This window comes from Microbacterium oleivorans, from assembly GCF_023715745.1.
GTDB lineage: Bacteria > Actinomycetota > Actinomycetes > Actinomycetales > Microbacteriaceae > Microbacterium > Microbacterium oleivorans_D.
This window is the reverse complement of record NZ_JAMBOV010000002.1, coordinates 69710-91335: the sequence shown is the minus strand read 5'-3', so window position 1 is coordinate 91335 and position 21626 is coordinate 69710. Positions and strand designations below refer to the sequence as shown.

Here is a 21626-nt window from a genome sequence, read left to right as displayed (position 1 = left end):
CGCACTCGAGCAACTCCCCCGGAGGTCTGGACGATGCGATCCCGCCTGACGTCCGTCGTGGCGGTGTCGCTCGCGATCCTCCTCGGTGCCGGCGCGGCCGCACCCGCCTCGGCGACCGAGCCGGTCACTCTCGGCGCGAGCCGTGTGCTGGACGAGTCCGACGTCCTCACCGACGCGCAGGAATCGCGACTCGACGCGCGCCTCACGAAGCTGCAGGACGACACCGGCCTCGGTCTCTGGGTGGTCTACGTCGACGACTTCACCGATCCGACGAGCGCCGAGGACTGGGCGAACGCGGCGGCGGAGCGGAACAACCTGGGCCCCAGTCAGTACCTGCTCGCGATCGCGACCGAGGGTCGCGCGTACTACCTCTCGGCGGACTCCAGCGGCCCGATCGCCGAGGACGCGATCACCCGCATCGAACAGGAGCGCGTGCTCCCCGCCCTGAGCGACGGAGACTGGGAGGGCGCCGGGGTCGCCGCCGCCGACGGTCTGGAGCAAGGGCGCTCCGCGGGCGGAGGCGGCGGAGTCGTCTGGGTCGTCATCCTCGTCGTGGCCGCCCTCGCGGGTCTCGTCGTCTGGGCGCTCGTGCGGCGCCGCCGGAGCGCGTCGGGCACGGCGTCCGGCACGAAGCAGGTTCCCCTCGAGGAGCTCGAGCGCGAGGCCGGCGCTGCCCTCGTCCGCACCGACGACGAGATCTCGGCGAGCACGCAGGAGCTGGGCTTCGCGAAGGCGGAGTTCGGGGATGCCGCCACGGTCGAGTTCGAGCAGGCGATCACCACCGCCCGCGCCTCGCTCCAGCAGGCGTTCTCTCTGCAGCAGAAGATGGATGACGAGACGCCGGACTCGCCCGAGGAGCGCCGCTCCGGCTATCAACAGATCCTCGAGCTCTGCCGCGCGGCCGCCGCCTCTCTGGCAGAGAAGGCCGAGGCCTTCGACGCGCTGCGCGACCTGGCGAAGAACGCGCCCGAGGCCCTGGTCCGCGTCCAGCAGCGCCGCGCCGAGGTCGGTGCTCGGATCGCGGAGTCGGATGCGCTCTTCGCGCGGCTTCGCGCCGCCTACCGCGCGGAGGCCCTGGACGCCGTCGCCGACAACCCCGACCAGGCGCGGGACCGACTCACCTTCGCCGACGCCCGGCTCGCCGAAGCGCAGCGCGACGTGGCATCGGGTGACGGCGCCGGGGCGGCCGTCGGCATCCGTGCGGCGGAGCAGGCGGTGGCGCAGGCGACCCAGCTGCAGGACGCCCTCACGACACTCGCATCGGACCTCGAGACGGCCGAGCGCGAGGGCGCGGCCCTCGTGACCGAGCTCGAGGCCGACCTCGCGGCCGCGGCGGCGACACCCGATCCCGAGTCGCGTCTCGCGCCCGTCATCGCCGCCACCCGGCAGAACCTCGACGCAGCTCGCAAGGACCTGACCGGCGACGTCCGAGACCCGCTCTCGGCCCTCACGCTCCTCGAGCGCGCGAACTCCGCGATCGACGGCGCTCTCGGCGACGTCCGGGACGCGCAGCAGCGCGCCGACCGCGCCCGCGCCGTCCTCGCGCAGACGCTCCTCCAGGCCCGCACGCAGGTGGCGAGCGCCGAGGACTTCATCCGATCGCGACGCGGTGCGGTGGGTGCCACCGCCCGCACGCGGCTCGCCGAGGCCGGCGCCACTCTCGTTCAGGCCACGCAGGCCCAGGAGAACGACCCCGAGCGAGCACTGGCGATGGCCCAGCACGCGTCCGCCCTCGCCGGGGAGGCCATCCGCCTCGCGCAGAACGACGTCGGATCGTTCGCCGGCGGCGGAAACGGTGGCGGCGGAGGCGATTTCGGCGGCATGCTGGGCGGCATCATCATCGGCTCCCTCCTCGGCGGCGGCGGATCGCGTCGTCCGTCCGGCGGCTTCGGCGGCTTCGGCGGCTCGTCACGCCGCAGCGGCGGACGCAGCGGCGGGTCGATCGGACGCAGCAGCGGCGGCTCACGATCCCGCAGAGGAGGCGGTCGCTTCTGATCTTCCGACGACGCAGGCCCACGACCCCCACATCGATCTCGACCTCACGACCTCCCGCTAGGAAAGGAAACACGATGGCAAAGCAGTCCATCTTCGGCCGCATCTCGACTCTGGTGAAGGCGAACATCAACGCCCTCCTCGACTCCGCCGAGGACCCGCAGAAGATGCTCGACCAGCTCGTCCGGGACTACACCAACAACATCGCCGATGCCGAGACCGCGATCGCCGAGACCATCGGCAACCTGCGCCTGCTCGAGCGCGACCACGATGAGGACGTGAAGGCCGCGGCCGAGTGGGGCAACAAGGCCATCGCCGCCAGCCGCAAGGCCGACGAGCTGCGCAGCGCCGGGAACACGACGGACGCCGACAAGTTCGACAACCTCGCGAAGATCGCGCTCCAGCGCCAGATCAGCGAGGAGAACGAGGCCCGTGCCATCGCCCCCTCGATCGCCGCGCAGACCGAGGTCGTCGAGAAGCTCAAGGACGGCCTCAACGGCATGAAGCAGAAGCTCGACCAGCTGCGGTCGAAGCGTTCGGAGCTCCTCGCGCGAGCGAAGACCGCCGAGGCGCAGAACAAGGTGCACGACGCCGTCAAGTCGATCGACGTTCTCGACCCGACGAGCGAGCTCGGCCGCTTCGAGGACAAGGTCCGCCGCCAGGAGGCCCTCGCCGCCGGCAAGGCCGAGATCGCGGCCTCGTCCATCGACGCGCAGTTCAATCAGCTCGAGGACATCGGTGAGCTCACCGAGGTCGAGGCGCGGCTGGCCGCGCTGAAGACCGGCGGCAACGCCGGCGCGATCGAGCAGTAAGTCCATTCGCACGGACGGCGCCGGGCCCGCGGGTCCGGCGCCGTCCTGCTCCCGGAGGTGTCCATGACCCGTTTCGTCGTCGCCCCGCAGTGGCAGGGCTCGCCGTCGGCACGCGCGATGCGCCTGATCGACGGCGCCGAGGCGATCGCCGACGACCTTCCCCGCTCCGCGCTGACGCGCATCGAAGTGCCCACCGAGGCGGGCGAATCCCTCGGCACCGGCATCCGTCGCTTCAGCACACTGACCCGGGTTCGGGACGCGATCGCCGAGGTGCTCGCCGGATCCGAGGAACCCGCCGTCATCGTGGGCGGCGACTGCGCGATCGCCGTGCCCGGTATCGCGGCGGCCGCCGCCCGGCATCCCTCCCTCGCGGTCGTCTGGTTCGACGCTCACGGCGATCTGCACACCCCGGAGTCCTCCCCCTCGGGTGCCCTCGCCGGGATGGCACTGCGCGCCGCCGTCGCACCGGGACCGTTCACCGACGCCCCGCCCGCGACCGACGCCCGCACGGTGCTCGTGGGCGCCCGCGCCCTCGACGACGCCGAAGCCGACCTGCTCGACTCCTCATCCCTCACGATGCTCGCCCCCGACGCCCTCGCCGACCCCGCGGCCCTCACGGACGCCGTCGCGGCGACAGGGGCCGACGCGGTCTACGTCCACATCGACCTGGACGTGCTGGACCCCGCCACCGTGACGGGTGTGCTCGAGCCCGTGCCGTTCGGCGCCCAGCCCGCGGAGGTCGTCGCTGCGATCGGACGCCTCCGGGAGCGGATGCCGCTGGTCGGGGCCTCGCTCTCGGGTTTCGCCCCGGCGAGCCGGGATGCGGCGGTCGAGGACCTCGGCACGATCCTGCGTCTGCTGGGAGCCCTCGCGTGACCCCAGTGCCGCCGGCGGGATGGGAGGAACGCGCTGCCCGCGCCGTCGAACGCGGGCGCCGGTGGGATCGCTGGATCCCCGGCATCCTCCTCGACTCCCCGCTCAGCCGTCTCGGCTACCTCGGCGGCACGGCGTTCGGGTTCGTGTGGGGGACGCTCTGGTCCACCGGTCGGATCGAACGGCGCGCGGGACTCTGGGTCTTCCGGGGGATGCCGGAGGCGACCTTCGGGCGCGGCGGTGTCTGCGTCGGAGGCTGCTTCCTGACGGGCGTGGGAGCCATCGACGACCGGCTGCTCGCGCACGAGGCGGTCCACCGCGAGCAGTGGCGGCGATACGGCATGCTCATGCCGCTGCTCTACCTGTTCGCCGGTCGCGACCCCCTCACCAACCGGTTCGAGATCGAGGCAGGGCTCGCCGACGGCCGCTACGTGCCCCGCGGCTGAGGTCCAGCCGCCGAGGGCCCGTCACTCGATGAGCGCGCGGCGCAGGTCGGTGATCTCGTCGTCGCGCAGTCCGTACGCCCGCAGGTAGTCGACGGGGCCGCCGTACCGGAGGCGCAGGTCGTCGAAGACGGCGCGCAGGGCCCGCGCCGGCGAACGGGTCGCGAGGTCCTCCAGGTGCCGCGCGTGCGGGTATCGCCCGCGGAGGTATCGCAGGACGTTCTGGTTGCGCTCGGCGGGCAGGAGGGCCTCCGTGCGGGCGTAGTCGGCGACGACGGCATCCTCGTCGACGCCCGCCGCGGCGAGGATGAGCGCGACCGAGAGTCCCGTGCGATCCTTGCCGACGGTGCAGTGGACGAGCACGGGCTGCTTCGAGAGCACCGCGCGCACCACCTCGACCAGCCGCGACGCCGAGCCGTCGATGAGCGCTCGATACAGATCGTCGAGCGAGAGATCGTCGTCGAAGAACGAGGCCGTGGACCCCGCGAACATCGGCAGGCACACGGTCTCGACGTCGAGACCGTCGAGACGGGACGGTTCGTATCGTCGTTCCTGTTCGTCGCGCAGGTCCACGATGCGTCGGATGCCGAACGCGCCGAGCCGCTCGCGGCCCTCGGTCGTCAGGTGGGCGAGGTGTCCCGATCGGAACAGGACGCCGTCACGCGTGACGCCTCCCTCGGCCGGGAGCCCGCCGACGTCGCGGACGTTGAAGGCCCCGGGGACGTCGTGGACCGTCACGACGTCGGGGGCGCCGGGCGCCCCGGTACCGGGTAGCGCCCCGCGATCGCGATGCGGTTGAAGGCGTTGATCGAGACGAGCAGCCAGCTGAGCGCCACGTACTCCTCCTCGGAGAGGATGCCGCCGACGCGGTCGTACACCTCGTCGGGGACACCGTCCTCGTGGATGAAGACATAGGCCTCGGTCAATTCGAGCGCCGCCCGTTCGCGCTCGCTGAAGACGCCGGAGTCCCGCCAGACGGCGATCTGTGCGATGACGTCCGTCGTGAGTCCCGCCTTGACGGCGCGATCGGCGTGGACACGGACGCAGTAGGCGCACCCGTTGAGCTGAGAGGCGTGGATCAGGGCGATCTCGCGCATCCGGGCGTCGATGCCGGCGTCGGCGGCGAGCTCGCCGACCGTCTTCGCGAACGCCTCCAGGGCGTCGTAGGCCGGCCGGGCCGCTCGGGCCAGGTGCACGCGGTGGGGATCGCTCATGCCGTCACCCTAGCCGCGTCCCCGATGCTCCGGATCGGCCACAATGAGGAACGTGAGCGACGACGCCTTCGACGAGTTCTCCTACCTCCCCGCCCAGGCCGACGCCCTCGGCGTCCCGGTTCCCCCGGTGCAGCGGCTGACCCACCACCTCGCGGACGGCCGGACGGTGAGCGCCCTGCGGTTCGGCGACCCGAGCCTCCCCCCGGAGGCCACGTTCCTCCACGGCGCCGGGCTCAACGCCCACACATGGGACACGACGGTCCTCGCCGCCGGTCTTCCGGCCCTCGTCGTCGACCTGCCGGGGCACGGCGACTCGTCGTGGCGCGATGACGCCCGCTACACGGGAGCGACCATCGCCGAGGACATCGCCCCCGCCATCGCCGATTGGGCTCTCGGCAGGCGACAGACCCTCGTGGGTCACTCGCTGGGCGGACTCGCTGCAGCGGCCCTCGCCTCGCGGCATCCGGAGCTCGTCGCCGCACTCGTCCTGGTGGACATCTCCCCCGGAATCGACCCGAACGGCGCGGCCGCCTCGATCCGCGCGTTCTTCGCGGGCCCGACGGACTGGGCGAGCCGCGAGGATCTCGTCGAGCGCGCGCTGTCGTTCGGGCTCGGCGGGTCGCGCGAGGCCGCCACCCGCGGCGTCTCGCTGAACTCCCGCATCCGCCCCGACGGTCGTGTCGAGTGGAAACACCACTACGCGCACCTCGCCAACCGGCTCGCCGCCGATCCCGACGCCGCCGACGCGGTGGATGCCGCGCAGCGAGCGGATGCCGGCATCCTCTCCGCCGCGGGGTGGGACGACCTGTCCGCCGTCAGCGCCCCCGTCACGCTCGTCATCGGGACCCGCGGTTTCCTGACACAGGCAGATCGGGAGGAGTTCCGTGAACGGATGCCGGCCGCCCGGCACGTCGAGCTCGACTCGGCGCACAACGTGCAGGAGGAGCGCCCCGTCGAGCTCGCCGCAGCCCTGCGGACGGCACATGACGGCCGGTGACCGAAGTCCACGCCGGGGGACTCTAGGCTGTAACGCGCACCCGAGCACTCCGATGGAGCGGCGGCAGTGACGACGCCCCATCGTGCCGAAAGGATCCCCACTCACATGCTTCGCCGCACCGCCCTGGCCGCCGCCGCGCTCGTCGCCGCAGGCGCCCTGCTCCTCTCCGGCTGCACCGGCGCACAGCCCGGCCCGTCCGCCTCCTCCGTCACCCCCGACCCCGACGCGTCCGTCGCCGTGCGCCTCGTCCTCGAGCCGGGGAACCTCGACATCCGCGAGACCGCCGGCGCAGCCCTCGATCAGATCCTCATCGACAACGTGTACCAGGGCCTCGTGGCCCGCACCGCCGATCAGAAGATCGTGCCAGCGCTCGCGAGCGACTACCAGGTCTCCGACGACAAGCTCACGTACACGTTCACGCTGCGCGAGGGCGTCACCTTCCACGACGGTCAGCCGCTCACCCCGCAGGACGTCGTGTGGTCGTTGACGCAGGTGCGCGACACCCCGACGTTCCGCGACTCCGCGCGGTTGGCGAACGTCACCGGTATCGCCGCCGACGGACAGACCATCACCCTCACCCTGAAGGCACCCGACTCGACCCTGCTCTGGAACCTCACCGGCCGTGCCGGTCTCGTCCTGAAGGAGGGCGACACCGTCGACCGGAAGACCGCCGCGAACGGGACCGGGCCGTTCCAGCTCACCGACTGGCGCGAGGGCGACAGCATCACCTTCGAGCGGTTCGCCGACTACTGGGGGACGCCCGCCGCCGCGGCGGAGGTCGTGTTCTCGTATGTGAGCGACAACCAGGCTGCGCTCAGCGGCGCGCTGGCCGGCGAATTCGACGTCCTCACCGGATTCGACGCGAACCTCGAGGACCAGGTCGAGGCGAACGGCGACTTCGCCCTCGAGCTCGGCGACTCGACCGACAAGGGCACCCTCGCCTTCAACCAGACCACCGGCCCGCTGGCCGACCAGAACGTGCGCAAGGCGATCCGTCAGGCGATCGACAAGAACGCGATCGTCGAGGCCCTCGGCGCCGGCAAGGTCCTCGGCGGGCCCATCCCGTCGCTCGACCCCGGCTACGAGGACCTGACCGACGTCGCCCCGTTCGACCCCGAGGCCGCGCGCGCCCTGCTCGCCGACGCCGGCGCCGAGAACCTCACCCTCACACTGACGATCCCGTCCGCCTACGGCACCACGATCCCCCAGATCCTGGTCTCGAACCTCCGTGACGTCGGGATCACTCTGCAGGTGAACCCGGTCGAGTTCCCCACCTGGATCAACGACGTCTACGTCAACAAGGACTACGAGCTCAGCTTCGTGCTGCACACCGAGGCGCGGGACTTCGAGAACTGGGCGAACCCCGACTACTACTTCACGTACGACAACCCGGAGGTGCAGGCGCTCTACGCGCAGTCCGTCGCCGCGACCGACGACGCCGAGGCCGCCGACCTGCTCGCGCAGGCCGCCCGCATCGTGTCCGAGGACGACGCCGCCGACTGGCTCTACAACGGGGAGTCCGTGCTCGCGGTCGCGTCGAACGTCAGTGGGATGCCGACGGTCAACGTCAATGAGCGACTGAACGTCGCAGAGCTGGCCAAGAGCGAGGGGTGATCCGCTACGCGCTGACGCGACTGGCCCTGCTGGTGCTGGGCCTGTTCGTCGCCAGTGCGCTCATCTTCTCGACCCTCCGCGTCCTCCCGGGAGACGTCGCCCAGCTCATCGCCGGGGTGAACTCCACCCCCGAGCAGATCGCGGCCCTCCGTGCACAGCTGGGCCTCGACCGTCCCCTCCCCGTCCAGTACGGGGACTGGATCGGCGGCATCCTCACCGGTGATCTCGGCAGCTCGCAGCTCACCGGGACGCCGGTGGCTTCGGAACTGCTGCAGAAGGCGGAGGTGACGGTGCCGCTCGGCATCCTCTCCTTCGTCATCGCCCTGCTCGTCGCGATCCCGTTCGGCGTGTACGCGGCCGTCCGACGTCGTCGGCCCGACGGCATCCTCGTCTCCGTGGGCGCTCAGACCCTCGCTGCCGTCCCCGTCGTCTGGGCGGGCATGATGCTGGTCGTCGTCTTCGCGGTCAGCCTCGGATGGCTGCCGGCGCAGGGCTTCCCGCGCGCCGGGTGGTCCGACCCCGCCGCGGCAGTGCGTGCCCTGATCCTCCCGGCCCTCACGATCGGCGTCGTCGAGGGCGCCGTGCTCCTGCGGTTCGTCCGCTCCGCCACCCTGCAGGCGGTGAGCCAGGACTTCGTGCGCACAGCGGCCGCGAAGGGACTCACCCGCACACAGGCGCTCCTGCGGCACGGTCTCCCGAGCGTGGGGCTGTCGGTCGTCACCGTCCTGGGGGTCCAGGTGGCCGGCATCATGGTCGGGGCCGTCGTGATCGAGCAGCTCTTCAGCCTCCCCGGCATCGGACGCATGCTGGTGGAGGACACCGGCAACCGCGACCTCGTGAAGGTGCAGGGCGAACTGCTCGTGCTCACCGGGCTCGTCCTCGTCATCGGTTTCGTGGTGGACCTGGTGCACCGGCTGCTCGACCCCCGTCAGCGAGAGGCCGAGTGATGGGGCGTTTCGACTGGGCACGGCGACTGTGGGGCTCCGGCACCGGCCGGTTCGGCGTGATCGTCGTGCTCGTCGTCCTCATCGTCGCTGCGGTCGCCCTGTTCTGGACCCCGCTCGATCCGCAGCGGGTGGACATCGCGAACCGGTGGTCGTCGCCGGATGCCGCACATCTCCTCGGCACCGACGGCTCGGGCCGCGACATCCTCAGCCTGCTCATGGCGGGGGCGCGCACGACCGTACTCGTCGCCGCGGGCGCCGGGCTCATCGCGACGGTCATCGGCCTGCTGCTCGCCGTGCTCGGGGCCCTCACTCCCCGTCCGGTCCGAGAGAGCGTGGCCGTGCTCGTCGACGTCCTCATCGCGTTCCCCGTGCTGCTCATCGCGATGATGATCTCGGCCGTGTGGGGCGGATCGCTCCTGGTGGTCATCGTCTCGGTGGGGATCGGATTCGGCGTCAACATCGCACGCGTCACCCGTCCCGAGCTGCGACGTGTCCTCCACAGCGACTTCGTGCTCGCGGGCCGGGCGTCGGGCCTGACGCCCTGGCAGAACCTGTGGCGGCACCTGCTCCCGAACGTCGCCCCGGTGTTCATCGTGCAGCTCTCCTGGGGCATGGCCGTCGCGGTCCTCGCCGAAGCCGGTCTGTCCTACCTCGGATTCGGCGCCCCCGTGACGGAGCCCTCGTGGGGGCTCCTCCTGGCCGACCTGCAACGGTTCATCAGTGTCCACCCGCTCTCGGTCGTGTGGCCGGGGCTCGCGATCACCCTGACGGTGCTGGGGTTCAACCTGCTCGGCGACGCCCTCCGCGACGCCACCGATCCCACGCTGTCGCGTCGTGTCGGCCCGAAGGGCGCGGAGCCTCCTGCGGCGGTGACGGCATGACCCTCTCGGTGACAGGACTCACGATCGACGTCGCCGGTCGCCGGGTGGTCGACGGCATCGACCTCGAGGTGCACGACGGCGATCGGGTCGGGCTCATCGGCGAGTCGGGGTCGGGCAAGTCCCTCACCGCGCTCGCGATCCTGGGACTCCTCCCCGACGGCGCGCAAATCGGCGGCAGCATCCGGTGGGACGGTCGGGAGCTCGTCGGCATGCGCGACCGGGATCTCGCGCAGCTGCGCGGTGATGAGATCGGCATGGTCTTCCAGGAGCCGCAGACGGCGCTGAACCCGATCCGAACGGTGGGCAGGCAGATCGCCGAGTCCATCCGCATCCACGAGCGCGGCGTCTCGCGGGCGCAGGCCTGGTCGCGCGCGATCGAGCAGGCGCGGCGGGTGAAGCTCCCCGATCCCGAGGCCATCGTCCGCCGCTACCCCCATCAGCTCTCGGGCGGACAGCGCCAGCGGGTCGCCATCGCGATGGCCCTGGCCTGCCACCCGCGGATGCTGATCGCCGACGAACCCACGACGGCCCTCGACGTCACCATCCAGGCGGAGATCCTCGAGCTGCTGCACCACCTCGTCGAGGAGGACGGGATGTCGCTCGTGTTCATCACACATGACCTCGCGGTCCTGTCGCAGATCGCCACGGACGCCGTCGTGCTCGACGCCGGCCGCGTCGTCGAGACCGGGCCGCTGCGGACGCTCCTGCACTCCCCCGCCTCTCCCGTGACGCAGGCCCTGCTGCGGGATGCGACGGCGACGCTGTGGCGACCGAGGGGGGACTCGTGAGCGATCTCATCCGAGCCCGAGGGCTGACGCGTCGATACCGGATGCCGCGGTCCCGCGCCTTCGAGCCCCCACGGTGGACGACGGCGCTCGACGACGTGGACGTCGACGTGCGTGCGCACAGCGCGCTGGGGATCATCGGCGAGTCGGGTTCGGGCAAGTCGACGCTCGTCCGCCTGCTGCTGGGCCTCGACGTCGCGACCTCGGGAACGGTCCAGTTCGACGGACGCCCCGTCGTGGGCAGCGCACGCGCCCGCTCCCTGCACTGGCTGCGGCGGCGCACCGGCATCGTCTTCCAGGACCCGTACGGCTCGCTCGACCCCCGGATGAGTGTCGGCCGCATCGTCGGCGAGCCCCTGGCAGCGCTCGAGCTCCCCGGCGACCACCGCGCGCGCGTGCGAGAGGTGCTCGACGACGTGGGGCTGCCCTCGGACGCCGCGGAGCGGTTCCCGCACGAGTTCTCCGGCGGGCAGAGGCAGCGCATCGCCCTTGCCCGCGCCCTCGTCCACCGCCCCGAGGTCCTCGTCGGCGACGAACCGCTGTCGGCCCTCGACGTGACCGTCCGTGCGCAGATCCTGGACCTGATCCGAGAGCTGCGACGGCGGGACGGACTGACGCTGGTTATGGTGTCGCACGACATCGGCGTCGTGCAGAACCTCTGTGACGACGTCGTCGTCATGACGGACGGTCGAGTCGTCGAAGAGGGCCCGACCGAGAAGGTCCTCCTCGACCCGCAGGTCGCCTACACCCGTCGGCTGCTGGCCTCGATCCCCGTCATCGAGCGCCGCGACCGCTGACACGCGGCCCCGGTGTCGGCGCCGGCGACTAGCGTGGCCGCATGCACGCCATCGTCCCGCCGTACCTGCTCGCCCGTCTCGCGGCCGCTCCGGCCGAACGATTCCCGCACGCCGTCGCCGCCGCCCGCGCGACCCTCGCCGTCCCGCGCGCCTATGCGCCGATGCGTGCGCACCTCGATCTGTCCGTCGACGGCGACGCCCTCGTCGTGTCGGCGGCACCCGACCCCGACCGGCTGATCTCCGACGCGCAGGGCCGCGAGGAGCTGCCCGGCACACCCGCCCGCGCCGAGGGCGCCGCGCCGACCGGTGACACCGCGGTCGACGAGGCATACGACGGGCTCGGCGCGACCTTCACCTTCCTGTGGGAGGCCTTCGAGCGGGTCGGTCTCGACGGCCGCAGCGGTTCGCTCGCGGCCACCGTGCACTACGGCCGGGCGTACGACAACGCGTTCTGGGACGGCGAGCGCATGGTCTTCGGCGACGGCGACGGCGAGGTGTTCGCGGGCTTCACCCGCTCGCTGAGCGTCATCGCCCACGAGCTGGGGCACGGGGTCATCGAGAGCGCCGGCGGCCTCGACTACTCGGGACAGTCCGGTGCGCTCAACGAGTCGATCGCCGACGTCTTCGGGGCGCTCACCGACCAGCACCACCGCGGCCAGACGGCGGACGTCGCCAGCTGGCTCGTCGGCTCCGAGATCTTCACCGAGGCCGTCACGGGTTCGGCGCTGCGCTCGCTCGCCGCCCCGGGCACGGCCTACGACGACGACGTGCTCGGCAAGGACCCGCAGCCCTCCCACATGCGCGACTTCGTGGAGACCTCGGGCGACAACGGCGGCGTGCACATCAACTCCGGCATCCCGAACAAGGCGTTCCACCTGGTCGCGACGGCTCTCGGCGGCTACGCCTGGGAGCGCGCGGGCCGCGTCTGGTACCTGACGCTGACCTCGGGGGTGCTTTCCCCCGCCGCCACCTTCGCGCAGTTCGCGAAGGCCACCGCCGACACCGCCGCGCGGGAGTACGGTGAGGATTCGGAGGAGGCCGTCGCCGTCCGCACCGCGTGGGCGAGCGTCGGAGTCGTGGAGGATGAGCCAGCCCGCTGAACCGCTGACGATCGTCGTCGTGCGCAGCGGCGGCTTCGCGGGACTCCGTCGTGCGTGGCGTGTCGAGATCGCGAATCAGGACGCCGGCGACTGGATGCCGCTGATCGAGGCGTGCCCGTGGGAGCAGCCTGCGGCATCCGCCCCGGGGGCCGACCGATTCTCGTGGGAGGTGGCCGTCGCCGGCAGCTCCTGCGACCGCCGCGCATCGCTCGGGGAGAGCGACGCCGCGGGACCCTGGCGTGAGCTCATCGAGCGGGTGCGGACCGACGGCGAGAGCGTCCCGGCGACCTGACTCACCGCGCGCGGATGCGCGAGAGGATCGATTCCTTCTTCTTCGGGTTCAGGTGCTTCTGCAGGTAGATCGTGCCGAGGGACCGGCCGAACTTGAAGCCGACCTTCCCCATCCGGCCGACTTCGACGAAGCCGAGACGCTCATGCAGCGCGAGCGACGCCTCGGCTCCCTTGTCGCTGATGACGGCGACCATCTCGCGGATGCCCCTGTCCTCGCACGCGGCGATGAGGGCCTCCAGCAGCGCGCGGCCGAGTCCTTTGCCTGTCGCCGCCTGACCCAGGTAGATGGAGTTCTCGACGGTGTATCGGAAGCCGCTCTTTCCGGTCCACGGCGACACGAGGCCGTAGCCGAGGATCTGTCCGCCCGGTGAGACGGCGACGAGGAACGGCAGCCCCAGTTTCGTGAGGTGGTCGAACTTCTCCACCCACTGCTTGTGCGTCCACCGCTTCTCGTCGAAGGTCACGACGGAGTTGGTGACGTAGTAGTTGTAGATCTCGCGGACGTCCGGCATGTCGGTGCGCACCGCGGGGCGCAGCTCGAATGTGAACTGACGCTCGGGCTCCGGACGACGGCGGAGGTGACGCGGAAGGCGACGGCGGTCGCGCTCGTACTCGTCCTCCAGCATGCGGCCAGCATACGGGTCTCGTGCAGGTCAGTCGGGCAGCCGCCAGTCGACCGGGGCCGCCCCTTGCGCCTCGAGGAGAGCGTTCACGCGTGAGAACGGCCGCGAGCCGAAGAAGCCCCGCCTCGCCGACAGCGGGGACGGATGAGCGGACTCGACCCGCGGCGTCTCTCCGAGCAACGGCGCGAGGCCGGCGGCATCCTTGCCCCACAGCACCGCCACGAGCGGATCGGGTCGGGCTGCGAGCGTGCGGATCGCGTGCTCCGTGACGCGTTCCCAGCCCCAGCCGCGATGCGAGCCCGCGTGGCCGGGTGCGACGGTGAGTACGCGGTTGAGGAGCATGACGCCCTGCTCCGTCCACGCCGACAGGTCGCCGTGGGACGCCGGCGGGACGCCGAGGTCGGCGGAGAGCTCGGCGTAGATGTTGCCGAGGCTGCGCGGCAGCGGCCGGACATGACGCTCGACCGCGAACGACAGCCCGATCGGATGCCCCGGGGTCGGGTACGGATCCTGCCCGACGATGAGCACCCGGACCTGCGACAGCGGCTGCGCGAAGGCGCGGAGGACATGGCGCCCCTCGGGGAGGTAGCCGCGGTCGTCGGCGCGCAGGCGTTCGCCGAGCGCGGCGATCTCGGAGGCGACGGGGGCGAGCGCCCTCGCCCACCCCGGGTCGATCAGACCGTCGGCGGCCAGGTCCTCGAGCGAGCGCCCGCTCATGCGCCGGCGGGGAGCCCCTGGTCCTCCTGGACCACGGTCCCCCGGAACGACCACGGGAAGTCGATCCACAGATCGGTCTCACGCCACGAGTAGTCGGGCATCGCGATCGATCCGGGCTTCGTGTAGATGCACACCGATCGGACGTCGGCACCGGCCTCGCCGAGCATCTTGACGGCGAGGGCGAGAGTGCGGCCGCTGTCGGCCACGTCGTCGACCAGCAGGACGCGTTTGCCCGGCAGCGCACCCAGGTCGAGGTCGGGTGGCAGCAGGGTCGGCGCGTCGAGCACGGTGCCGATGCCCGTGTAGAACTCCACGTTGAGGGCGCCGCAGCTCTTCACGCCGAGCCCATAGGCGATCGCGCCGGCGGGCAGCAGGCCCCCGCGGGCGATCGCGACGACGATGTCGGGAGCGAACCCGTCGGCGATGATCGATCGCGCCAGATCGCGGGTCGCCCCGCCGAAATCATCCCAGGTCAACGTCTCGCGTTCGGCGGCCACCGGCATCCCTTCGTCCATGGATCCTCAAGACTACGGCGTGCGGGCGGCCGCTTCCCCGGCGCGGGCCGACGCAGCGCTAGGCTCACGCTCGTGACCGGCTCCGCGCGCTCCTCGACCCTGCGTTCCTCGGCGCTGCCTTCCTCCGCGTGGGGGATCACCGCCGGTCTCATCGGGTGGTTCATCTGCGTCGAGATCGTCAGCGGCATCCTGCAGGGGTTCTATGTGCCCCTCTTCAGCGACATCGTGATCCAGCTTGGGATCCGCGACGCCGACGTGAACTGGTTCGAGGCGGGTCAGCTGCTGCTGAGCGCCCTCGTCGTCCCGATCCTCGCGAAGCTCGGCGACATGTTCGGCCACAAGCGGATCCTGCTCGTCGCCGCCATCCTCACCGCCCTCGCCTCGTGGGGGCTCGTCTTCGCCGACTCGTTCTGGACCTTCCTGCTGTTCTGGTCGCTGCAGGGGTTCTACGTCGTCTGGCTGCCGCTCGAGATCGCGCTCATCTTCGAACGCGGCCGGCAGCAGAACCGCGGAGTGTCGATGACCCGCCGCGCGGCCGGTCTGCTGGTCGTCGGCCTCGAGGCCGGGGCGATCATGGGGGCGCTGGCGGCGGGCCGGATCTACGCGGCGACGGGCGATCTGGCCCTCACGCTCATGGTGCCGGCGATCGCGGTGTCGCTCATCGCGGTCGTCATCTGGCTCTTCGTGCCCGAGTCGACCCCCAGCGGCGAGCGCCGCCTCGACACGTGGGGCGTCGTCCTGCTCGCCTGGGGGCTGCTGCTGGTGACCGGCGCCCTCGCATGGATGCGGCTGATCGGCGAGCTGCGACTGGGCGGCTTCGCCTGGCTGCTGGTCGCCGCGCTCGGCGTGATCGGCGTGGGTGTCCTCGTCTGGTTCGTCCGCCATGAGCGGGGTCACGCCTACCCGGTGATCGACGTGCGGGTCCTCGCGCGCCCCGACATGTGGCCCGTGCAGACGACGGCGTTCCTCATCGGCATCAGCCTGCTCGGCGCGCAGGGGCCCCTCTCGACGTACGCCGGGACCGATTCGTCGCTCGGATACGGGCTCGGCCTGGATGCGACGGAACGCTCCTACGTCATCGGGATCTACCTCGTGTCGCTCATCGTCGGAGCCGTGCTGTTCGCTGTCACGTCACGTCGCATCAGTCCCCGGCTCGCTCTCATCGTCGCCGCCGCTCTCGTGGGTGTCGGCTACGCCCTGTTCCTGCCGTTCCACCTCGAGGTCTGGCAGGTGCTGCTGAACCTGTCGATCGCCGGCATCGGATGCGGCGCCCTCGTCGGCGCCATGCCCGCCGCCGCTGCGGCAGCCGCGCCTTTCGGCAAGACCGGCGAGGCATCGGGGATGACCAACACCACGAAGACGATCGGCGGCGCGTTCTCGTCCGCGGTCTTCGGTGTGGTGCTCGCCGCGGGGGCGGGGAGTGTCGCCGGGCAGACCGCGAGCTCGCTCGGCGGCTACCTCACCGTGTGGGCGATCTGCGCGGCAGGCGGATTCCTCGCCGCGGTGCTGCTGGTCTTCGTGCCGCGCGTGGCGTTCGCCGACGGCCCGCCGTCCGGCTGAATCCGGTCAGTCGATGTCGCTGCGGGGGCGCAGCCGCCCGCGCGCCAGCAGGTGCTGCGCCGATTGGGCGACCGGACGCATCGTGACGAGGTCGAGGTTCACGTGGCCCGGCGCGCCCAGGGCGTAGCCGATGACGTCGGCGACGTCGGCCGCGGTCAGCGGTTCCTCGACGCCGTCGTAGACCTTCTCGGCCGCGGCGCGGTCACCGCCGAGGCGGTTGAGGGAGAACTCCTCGGTCTGCACCATCCCGGGGGCGATCTCGACGACGCGGATCGGCTCGCCGTTCAGCTCGAGTCGGAGCGCGTGGACGAGCATCGACTCCCCCGCCTTCGCCGCGTTGTACCCCGCTCCACCGGGGTAGGCGGTCTGCGCAGCGGTCGAGGTGACGTAGACCGTGTCGGCGTGCCCGTCGGCTTCGGCGGCACGGCGCAGGAGCGGCAGCAGCGCCGCCGTGAGCAGCTGCGCCGACAGGACGTTCGCCTCGAACATCCACCGCCAGTCGGCCGCATCGCCGTCCTCGACCCGCTGTGTGCCGCGCGCTCCGCCCGCGACGTGGACGAGGGCGTGAACAGGGCCTGTGTCGGCGAGGTGCGCCGCGAGAGCGGCGACGTCCGCCTCGCTCGTGAGGTCGGCGGCGTACGAGCGCGACCCGACCTCGGCGTCGAGGGCCTCCAGTCGCGCCGCACGGCGGGCGACACCCACGACGTCCCAGCCCCTCGCGCGGAGGTCGCGTACGACCGCCTCGCCGATCCCCGAGCTCGCTCCGGTCACCACTGCACGTCGATTCGCCATGTCGTCCACGCTAGCCACTCCCGCGGAGGCCGGGAGCACGCCAGGTTACGTCGCGTGTCCGATCCGTTGTCCCGGCGGGGGACGGCTCGTAACGTCGGTGTCGAGCCCGCGGCATCCGTCACACGGGCCGTCACACCCACCGTCCACTCACGCAGGGAGCCCGTCATGTCCGCACCCGAGAACTGGCGCTTCGAGACCAAGCAGATCCACACCGGCGCCGCTCCGGACCCGGTCACCAAGGCCCGCGCCACCCCCATCTACCAGACGACGTCGTACGTCTTCGACAGCGCCGACCACGCCGCGAACCTCTTCGCACTGGCGGAGTTCGGCAACATCTACACGCGCATCCAGAACCCCACGCAGGATGTCCTGGAGCAGCGCCTCGCGGGCCTCGAGGGCGGCACCGGCGCCCTCCTCGTCGCCTCGGGTCAGGCGGCCGAGACGTTCGCCGTCCTCAACATCGCGCAGGCCGGTGACCACATCGTCTCGTCGAGCTCGATCTACGGCGGCACCTACAACCTCTTCAAGTACACGCTCGCCAAGCTCGGCATCGAGACGACGTTCGTCGAGAACCAGGACGACGTCGAGGAGTGGCGCCGCGCGGTCCGCCCGAACACGAAGCTGTTCTTCGCCGAGACGATCGGCAACCCGAAGATCAACGTCCTCGACATCCGCACCGTCGCCGACGTCGCCCACGAGGCCGGTGTGCCGCTCATCGTCGACAACACGATCGCGACGCCCTACCTCATCCGTCCCTTCGAGCACGGCGCCGACATCGTCGTCCACTCGGTGACGAAGTTCCTCGGCGGCCACGGCACGACCATCGGCGGCGCGATCATCGACGGCGGTTCGTTCCCGTGGTCCGAGCACTCCGAGCGCTTCCCCGGGCTGACGACGCCCGACGAGTCGTACCACGGCGCGGTCTACACCGCCGCCGTCGGCGACGCCCTCGCCTACATCATCAAGGCGCGCGTGCAGCTGCTGCGCGACCTGGGCTCGGCGATCTCGCCGCAGAGCGCGTGGAACCTCATCCAGGGCGTCGAGACGCTGTCGCTGCGCATCGAGCGTCACGTGCAGAACGCGCAGGAGATCGCCGAGTGGCTCGAGAACCACCCCGACGTCGCCTCGGTGAACTACTCGGGGCTCCCGACCTCGCCGTGGTACGCCGCGGCCAACCGCTACGCCCCGAAGGGTGTCGGCGCGGTGCTCTCGTTCGAACTCAAGGGCGGTGTCGGCGCGGGCCGCGAGTTCGTCAACGCACTGACCCTGTTCAGCCACCTGGCGAACATCGGCGACGTGCGCTCGCTCGTCATCCACCCCGCATCCACGACGCACTCGCAGCTGACCCCGGAGCAGCAGCTCACCTCCGGTGTCACGCCGGGTCTCGTGCGCCTGTCGGTCGGTCTCGAGAACATCGACGACCTGAAGGCCGACCTCGAGCAGGCCTTGGCCGCCGCGCGACGCGTCTCGGAGGCGGCGCGCGCCTGATCCTCCCCTCCTCAGGAGACCGACACCCCGCCCGGGTCCGCCCGCGGCGGGGTGTCGTGCGTCCGTAACACTCCGCCAGGTCCTCGACCCACCCGGGACAATGGAGACATGGACTGGCAGACCTCGGAGGACACGGTGCCCTCGGCGCCCGTGACCGAGGCCGATGCGCGGCTGCTGCTGGGGCGCCCTCCCGCGACCGGGGCGTGGCGAGACGGCGACCCGGTCGGCGAGCGCCGATTCGCACAGTTCGGCGCGTTCGCCACCGAGGGCGGCGCGAGCCTGCCCGGCATCCGTCTCGCCTATGAGACGTGGGGCGAGCTCTCCCCTGCCCGCGACAACGCCGTGCTGATCCTGCACGCCCTCACCGGCGACAGCCACGTGCGCGGCGGGGCGGGCCCGGGGCACGCGACCGAGGGCTGGTGGGGCGACGTCGTGGGTCCCGGAGCCGCGATCGACACGGACCGGTGGTTCGTCGTGGCGCCGAACATCCTGGGCGGATGCCAGGGGTCGACCGGGCCCGCCAGCATCGCTCCCGACGGCTACGAATGGGCCTCCCGCTTCCCCTTCCTCACGATCCGCGACCAGGTCGCCGCGCAGGTCATGCTGGCCGACGCGCTCGGCATCGACGTCTGGGCGGGAGTGGTCGGCGGCTCCATGGGCGGTATGCACGCCCTGGAGTGGGCGGTCACGCACCCTGAGCGGGTCGAGCGCCTCGCCGTCCTGTGCTCGCCGCCGACGACGACAGCCGATCAGGTCGCGCTCAACTCCGTGCAGCTGGCGGCCATCCAGATGGACCCGCGCTTCGCCGGTGGACACTACTACGACGCGCCGGACGGCGACGGCCCGCACCGCGGCCTGTCGCTCGCGCGGCGCATGGCCCTGCTCAACTACCGCACCCCGGTCGAACTCAATCAACGCTTCCAGCGGTCATGGCAGTCCGACAAGAGCCCGTTCGGCGAGGGCGGCCGGTACGCCGTCGAGAGCTACCTCGACTTCCACGGCAACCGCTTCACCCGCCGTTTCGACGCGAACTCCTACCTGAGCCTCGTCGAGGCGATGAACTCCCACGACGTCGGGCGGGGCCGAGGCGGTGTCGAGGACGCGCTCGCCCGCGTGACGGCGCGCACCCTCGTGCTCGGCATCGACAGCGACCGGCTGTTCCCGGTGGAGGGGCAGCACCGCATCAGCCGCGGCATCCGCACCACGATCGACGAGGGCACCGTCGTCCTGCACAGCGACTTCGGCCATGACGGGTTCCTGATCGAGACCGAGCCCGTCGGCCGGCACCTGCGCCGCCTCCTCGAGAGCTGATGTTCAGCCCTTCAGCCCTGACGTGCTGATGCCGCGGATGATCTGCTTCTGCGCGAGGAAGAACACGAGGATCATCGGCACCGTCGCGATGACGCTCGCCGTCACGATGATCTCCCAGTGCCACTCCCCGCCGAAGCCGAAGGCGTCGACGAGCGACTTGAGCCCCCGCGGGATCGTGAACGTCGACGAGTCGCGCAGGTAGATGAGCCCGCGCATCAGGTCGGTCCACGCCGCCTGCACCTCGAAGACGAGCACGACCGCGAGGGTCGGCCGCAGCAGCGGCACCGCGATGCGCCAGAAGACCGCCCACTGACTCGCCCCGTCCACGCGCGCGGCCTCGAACAGCTCGCGCGGCAGGGTGAGGATGAACTGCCGCAGCAGGAAGACGTAGAACGCGCTCGCGAACAGGTTCTGCGCCCACATCGGGACGAGGGTGCCGACGAACCCGAGCGAGTTCCAGATGAGGAACGTCGGGATCATCGTCACCGCACCGGGCAGCATCATCGACGCGAGCACCAGCCCGAAGAGGACGTTCCGACCACGGAAGCGGAAATAGGCGAAGCCCCACGCGACCATCGAACTCGAGATCGTCACCGTGACCGCTGCCAGGACCGTCACCACGAGCGTGTTCACGAGCCAGAGCGCCAGCGGCGCCTCCTGCCAGACCTGGCCGTAGTTCTCGAGCGTGAACGTGTCGGGGACGAGCTTGTTGTCGAACACCTCGCCGCGTGGCTTGAACGACGCGCTCACGAGCCAGACGAACGGGTACGCGAAGGCGATCGTGACGACCACGAGGAGCGCGATCGACACGATCCGCGACACCTTCGGCCGACGTCGGCGCTGCGGGGCGGCCGTGTCGACGGGGTCCTTCGCGGATGCCGGATCCCGCCCCTCCGCCGACGCGGCGGCGCCCGTCGGACCCGACATCAGACCGGTCATCGTCCGCCGCCTTCGTAGTACACGAGCCGGCGCGAGACGACGAGCTGGACGGCGGTGACGATGAGGATGAGGACGAAGAGCAGCCACGCCATGGCCGAGGCGTATCCCATGTTCAGGAATTGGAAGGCCTGCTGGAACAGGTAGATGACGTAGAAGAGCGCGGCGTCGTTGCTGTAAGTCGAGTTCCCCGCGCCGAAGAAGGCGGTGTAGGCCTCGTCGAAGGTCTGGAGCCCGGCGATCGTGTTGACCACGATGATGAAGAACAGCGCCGGGCTGATCATCGGCAGGCTCACGTGTCGGAACCGGTGCCAGCGGCCGGCGCCGTCGAGACGCGCGGACTCGTAGAGCTCCTCGGGTACCGACTGCAGCGCCGCGAGCAGGATGATGACCGACGAGCCCACCGTCCAGAGGCTCATGATCACGAGGCCCGGTTTCACCCACGCCGGGTCGGTGGTCCAGCTCGGCCCGTCGACGCCGACGCCTTCGAGACCGGCGTTGATGAGTCCGTTCTGTCCGTTGAACAGGAGGAGGAAGAGGATGCCGACGGCGACCGGCGGCGTCATCTTCGGGAGGAACACCATCGTCCGGAAGAAGCCGGACGACCGCCCGGCACTGTTCAGGAGAACCGCGAGGGCGAGTGAGACGACGACGTACGCCGGGACCTGGATCACCATGAAGGTGAACGTGTTGGCGAGCGCGAGCCCGATCTTCGGATCGGCGAAGAGTTCGACGTAGTTGTCCCACCCGACGAAGGACGGGTCGTTGATGACGTCGTAGTCGGTGAACGAGAGATACGCGCTGTAGATGAGCGGCCACGCCGTGAAGACACCGAAGCCGATGATCCACGGCGAGAGGAACAGCAGCGCCGACCGGGTGTTGCGCCGGGCGGCGCGGCGACGGGACCGGGTGCGGTCTGCCGCCACGACGGTGGACAT

23 protein-coding genes are annotated in these 21626 nt (G+C 71.1%); 15 read left to right on the top strand and 8 right to left on the bottom strand.

The window, feature by feature from the left end:
- Positions 1-33 precede the first annotated feature (33 nt).
- From M3190_RS05200 to M3190_RS05185, 4 genes are all read left to right on the top strand, one after another.
- Positions 34-1995, top strand: a complete 1962-nt coding sequence (locus M3190_RS05200) for a TPM domain-containing protein (protein ID WP_251579205.1) — start codon at positions 34-36, stop codon at positions 1993-1995.
- 74 nt (positions 1996-2069) lie between these two features.
- Positions 2070-2804, top strand: coding sequence for a PspA/IM30 family protein (locus M3190_RS05195; protein ID WP_064001454.1), 735 nt, complete (start codon positions 2070-2072; stop codon positions 2802-2804).
- A 63-nt stretch (positions 2805-2867) separates the two neighbouring features.
- Positions 2868-3680: an arginase family protein gene (locus tag M3190_RS05190; protein ID WP_251579203.1), complete on the top strand. Its 813-nt coding sequence runs from the start codon at positions 2868-2870 to the stop codon at positions 3678-3680.
- Positions 3677-4123, top strand: a complete 447-nt coding sequence (locus tag M3190_RS05185) for a Fe-S oxidoreductase (protein ID WP_251579201.1) — start codon at positions 3677-3679, stop codon at positions 4121-4123. The genes M3190_RS05190 and M3190_RS05185 overlap by 4 nt, the downstream gene beginning before the upstream one ends.
- A 21-nt stretch (positions 4124-4144) precedes the next feature.
- Here M3190_RS05185 and M3190_RS05180 read toward each other — a convergent pair whose 3' ends face one another.
- The gene (locus M3190_RS05180) at positions 4145-4858 is read right to left on the bottom strand and encodes a tyrosine-protein phosphatase (RefSeq protein WP_251579199.1); all 714 of its coding nucleotides are present in this window, start codon (positions 4856-4858) and stop codon (positions 4145-4147) included.
- On the bottom strand, positions 4855-5334 hold the full coding sequence (locus M3190_RS05175; protein WP_251579197.1) for a carboxymuconolactone decarboxylase family protein: 480 nt from the start codon (positions 5332-5334) through the stop codon (positions 4855-4857). The genes M3190_RS05180 and M3190_RS05175 overlap by 4 nt, the downstream gene beginning before the upstream one ends.
- A gap of 52 nt (positions 5335-5386) precedes the next feature.
- Between M3190_RS05175 and M3190_RS05170 the strand changes: the two genes are divergently transcribed.
- The 8 genes from M3190_RS05170 (at position 5387) to M3190_RS05135 (ending at position 12747) form a co-directional block, all read left to right on the top strand.
- Positions 5387-6331 (top strand): alpha/beta fold hydrolase, encoded by a 945-nt coding sequence (locus tag M3190_RS05170; RefSeq protein WP_439958006.1) that lies wholly within the window; start codon positions 5387-5389, stop codon positions 6329-6331.
- 105 nt (positions 6332-6436) lie between these two features.
- Positions 6437-7945, top strand: coding sequence for an ABC transporter substrate-binding protein (locus M3190_RS05165; RefSeq protein ID WP_251579193.1), 1509 nt, complete (start codon positions 6437-6439; stop codon positions 7943-7945).
- The gene (locus tag M3190_RS05160; RefSeq protein WP_251579191.1) at positions 7942-8892 is read left to right on the top strand and encodes an ABC transporter permease; all 951 of its coding nucleotides are present in this window, start codon (positions 7942-7944) and stop codon (positions 8890-8892) included. Before M3190_RS05165 ends, M3190_RS05160 begins: the two co-directional genes overlap by 4 nt.
- Positions 8892-9773 carry an ABC transporter permease gene (locus M3190_RS05155; RefSeq protein WP_251579189.1) on the top strand — a complete coding sequence of 294 codons (882 nt, stop codon included), beginning with the start codon at positions 8892-8894 and terminating at the stop codon, positions 9771-9773. The genes M3190_RS05160 and M3190_RS05155 overlap by 1 nt, the downstream gene beginning before the upstream one ends.
- Positions 9770-10561 carry an ABC transporter ATP-binding protein gene (locus M3190_RS05150; RefSeq protein ID WP_251579188.1) on the top strand — a complete coding sequence of 264 codons (792 nt, stop codon included), beginning with the start codon at positions 9770-9772 and terminating at the stop codon, positions 10559-10561. Before M3190_RS05155 ends, M3190_RS05150 begins: the two co-directional genes overlap by 4 nt.
- A 41-nt stretch (positions 10562-10602) precedes the next feature.
- Positions 10603-11355 carry an ABC transporter ATP-binding protein gene (locus M3190_RS05145; protein ID WP_251580404.1) on the top strand — a complete coding sequence of 251 codons (753 nt, stop codon included), beginning with the start codon at positions 10603-10605 and terminating at the stop codon, positions 11353-11355.
- Between the two features lie 41 nt (positions 11356-11396).
- On the top strand, positions 11397-12455 hold the full coding sequence (locus M3190_RS05140; protein WP_251579186.1) for a M4 family metallopeptidase: 1059 nt from the start codon (positions 11397-11399) through the stop codon (positions 12453-12455).
- Positions 12439-12747 carry a protealysin inhibitor emfourin gene (locus M3190_RS05135; protein ID WP_251579184.1) on the top strand — a complete coding sequence of 103 codons (309 nt, stop codon included), beginning with the start codon at positions 12439-12441 and terminating at the stop codon, positions 12745-12747. Before M3190_RS05140 ends, M3190_RS05135 begins: the two co-directional genes overlap by 17 nt.
- Before the next feature lies 1 nt (position 12748).
- Here the strand turns inward: M3190_RS05135 and M3190_RS05130 are convergent, their stop codons facing one another.
- The 3 genes from M3190_RS05130 to M3190_RS05120 are packed head-to-tail and all read right to left on the bottom strand — an operon-like array spanning position 12749 to position 14601.
- Positions 12749-13372, bottom strand: coding sequence for a GNAT family N-acetyltransferase (locus tag M3190_RS05130; protein WP_251579182.1), 624 nt, complete (start codon positions 13370-13372; stop codon positions 12749-12751).
- A gap of 27 nt (positions 13373-13399) precedes the next feature.
- A complete protein-coding gene (locus M3190_RS05125; RefSeq protein WP_251579179.1) occupies positions 13400-14086 on the bottom strand; it encodes a uracil-DNA glycosylase in 687 nt (228 codons plus the stop codon).
- Positions 14083-14601, bottom strand: a complete 519-nt coding sequence (locus tag M3190_RS05120; protein ID WP_251579178.1) for a phosphoribosyltransferase — start codon at positions 14599-14601, stop codon at positions 14083-14085. Before M3190_RS05120 ends, M3190_RS05125 begins: the two co-directional genes overlap by 4 nt.
- Before the next feature lie 114 nt (positions 14602-14715).
- On the opposite strand from M3190_RS05120, the gene M3190_RS05115 reads away from it, so the two are divergent.
- Positions 14716-16161, top strand: a complete 1446-nt coding sequence (locus M3190_RS05115) for an MFS transporter (RefSeq protein ID WP_251580403.1) — start codon at positions 14716-14718, stop codon at positions 16159-16161.
- Positions 16162-16167: 6 nt separating this feature from the next.
- On the opposite strand, the gene M3190_RS05110 is transcribed toward M3190_RS05115, so the two are convergent.
- Positions 16168-16953 carry an SDR family oxidoreductase gene (locus tag M3190_RS05110; protein ID WP_251579175.1) on the bottom strand — a complete coding sequence of 262 codons (786 nt, stop codon included), beginning with the start codon at positions 16951-16953 and terminating at the stop codon, positions 16168-16170.
- Between the two features lie 165 nt (positions 16954-17118).
- Between M3190_RS05110 and M3190_RS05105 the strand changes: the two genes are divergently transcribed.
- Together M3190_RS05105 and metX are read left to right on the top strand one after the other, a co-directional pair.
- Entirely contained in the window at positions 17119-18441 is a 1323-nt protein-coding gene (locus tag M3190_RS05105; protein ID WP_251579173.1) for a bifunctional o-acetylhomoserine/o-acetylserine sulfhydrylase, read from the top strand.
- A 108-nt stretch (positions 18442-18549) separates the two neighbouring features.
- Positions 18550-19752 (top strand): homoserine O-acetyltransferase MetX, encoded by a 1203-nt coding sequence (gene metX / locus M3190_RS05100; protein ID WP_251579172.1) that lies wholly within the window; start codon positions 18550-18552, stop codon positions 19750-19752.
- 3 nt (positions 19753-19755) lie between these two features.
- Here metX and M3190_RS05095 read toward each other — a convergent pair whose 3' ends face one another.
- On the bottom strand, positions 19756-20691 hold the full coding sequence (locus tag M3190_RS05095) for a carbohydrate ABC transporter permease (RefSeq protein WP_251579170.1): 936 nt from the start codon (positions 20689-20691) through the stop codon (positions 19756-19758).
- Positions 20688-21626, bottom strand: coding sequence for a carbohydrate ABC transporter permease (locus M3190_RS05090; RefSeq protein WP_251579168.1), 939 nt, complete (start codon positions 21624-21626; stop codon positions 20688-20690). The genes M3190_RS05095 and M3190_RS05090 overlap by 4 nt, the downstream gene beginning before the upstream one ends.